Annotated in this window: 2 protein-coding genes; both read right to left on the bottom strand. The window is 62.1% G+C overall.

Annotation, left to right across the window (positions count from 1 at the left end; genetic code table 11):
- Positions 1 to 13 precede the first annotated feature (13 nt).
- Positions 14 to 394 carry a rhodanese-like domain-containing protein gene (locus L6Q67_RS24000; protein ID WP_296576170.1) on the bottom strand — a complete coding sequence of 127 codons (381 nt, stop codon included), beginning with the start codon at positions 392 to 394 and terminating at the stop codon, positions 14 to 16.
- Positions 391 to 622, bottom strand: a 232-nt coding sequence (locus tag L6Q67_RS23995) for a hypothetical protein (RefSeq protein WP_296576168.1), incomplete at its 5' end; no start/stop codon positions are given. The genes L6Q67_RS23995 and L6Q67_RS24000, both read right to left, overlap by 4 nt.

The following is a 622-nucleotide window of genomic DNA, read 5'->3' as shown; positions in this document are numbered from 1 at the left end:
CTTTTTGATGGCTTCAGTCGAAGCTCGGCAGGCTCGGCTTGGCGACAGGCTTGCCGGCGCTGGCCCAGGCATCGAAGCCTCCAGCGATGGATTTCACGTCCAGGTAACCCATGTCGTGCAGCGCGCAGGCGGCCAGGGCCGCGCGGCCGCCTGTCTTGCAATAGACGACGAGCTTGAGGTCGCGGGCGGCCAGGCTCGGGTCGCTGCTGAGCTTGAATTCGAGCAGTCCGCGGGCGATATGGACGGCGCCCGGGAGATGGCCGGCGGCGAACTCGTCGGCCTCGCGTACGTCGATCAGGACGTCCGCGTCGCGGATGGCTTCGTCGGCATCGTCGAGGGAGACTTCCTGGGTGCGGGCCTTGGCGGCCATGACCAGATCGTGGGCAGTTTTCATCGGGGTCTTACCTTTTGTGGGTTTGATGATCCATCGGGCAGAGGTAGCGGTTGCGCGTCGGGCCGGGGTGCTTCAGCATATATATTAGCAAAGACTGATTTTGTTTTGGGTTTGCTGGACAGGCGCTCGGGCGGGATGGCGGCTTGGAGTGGTTTACAATGCTGCAATGCGGCAAACCCATTGCTGTCTGATTCATTGTTCTCCGGATACTCGCCATGGCCCTCGATC

The organism is Zoogloea sp. (assembly GCF_023150065.1).
GTDB lineage: Bacteria > Pseudomonadota > Gammaproteobacteria > Burkholderiales > Rhodocyclaceae > Zoogloea.
This window is presented reverse-complemented; position numbering and strand designations above follow the sequence as displayed.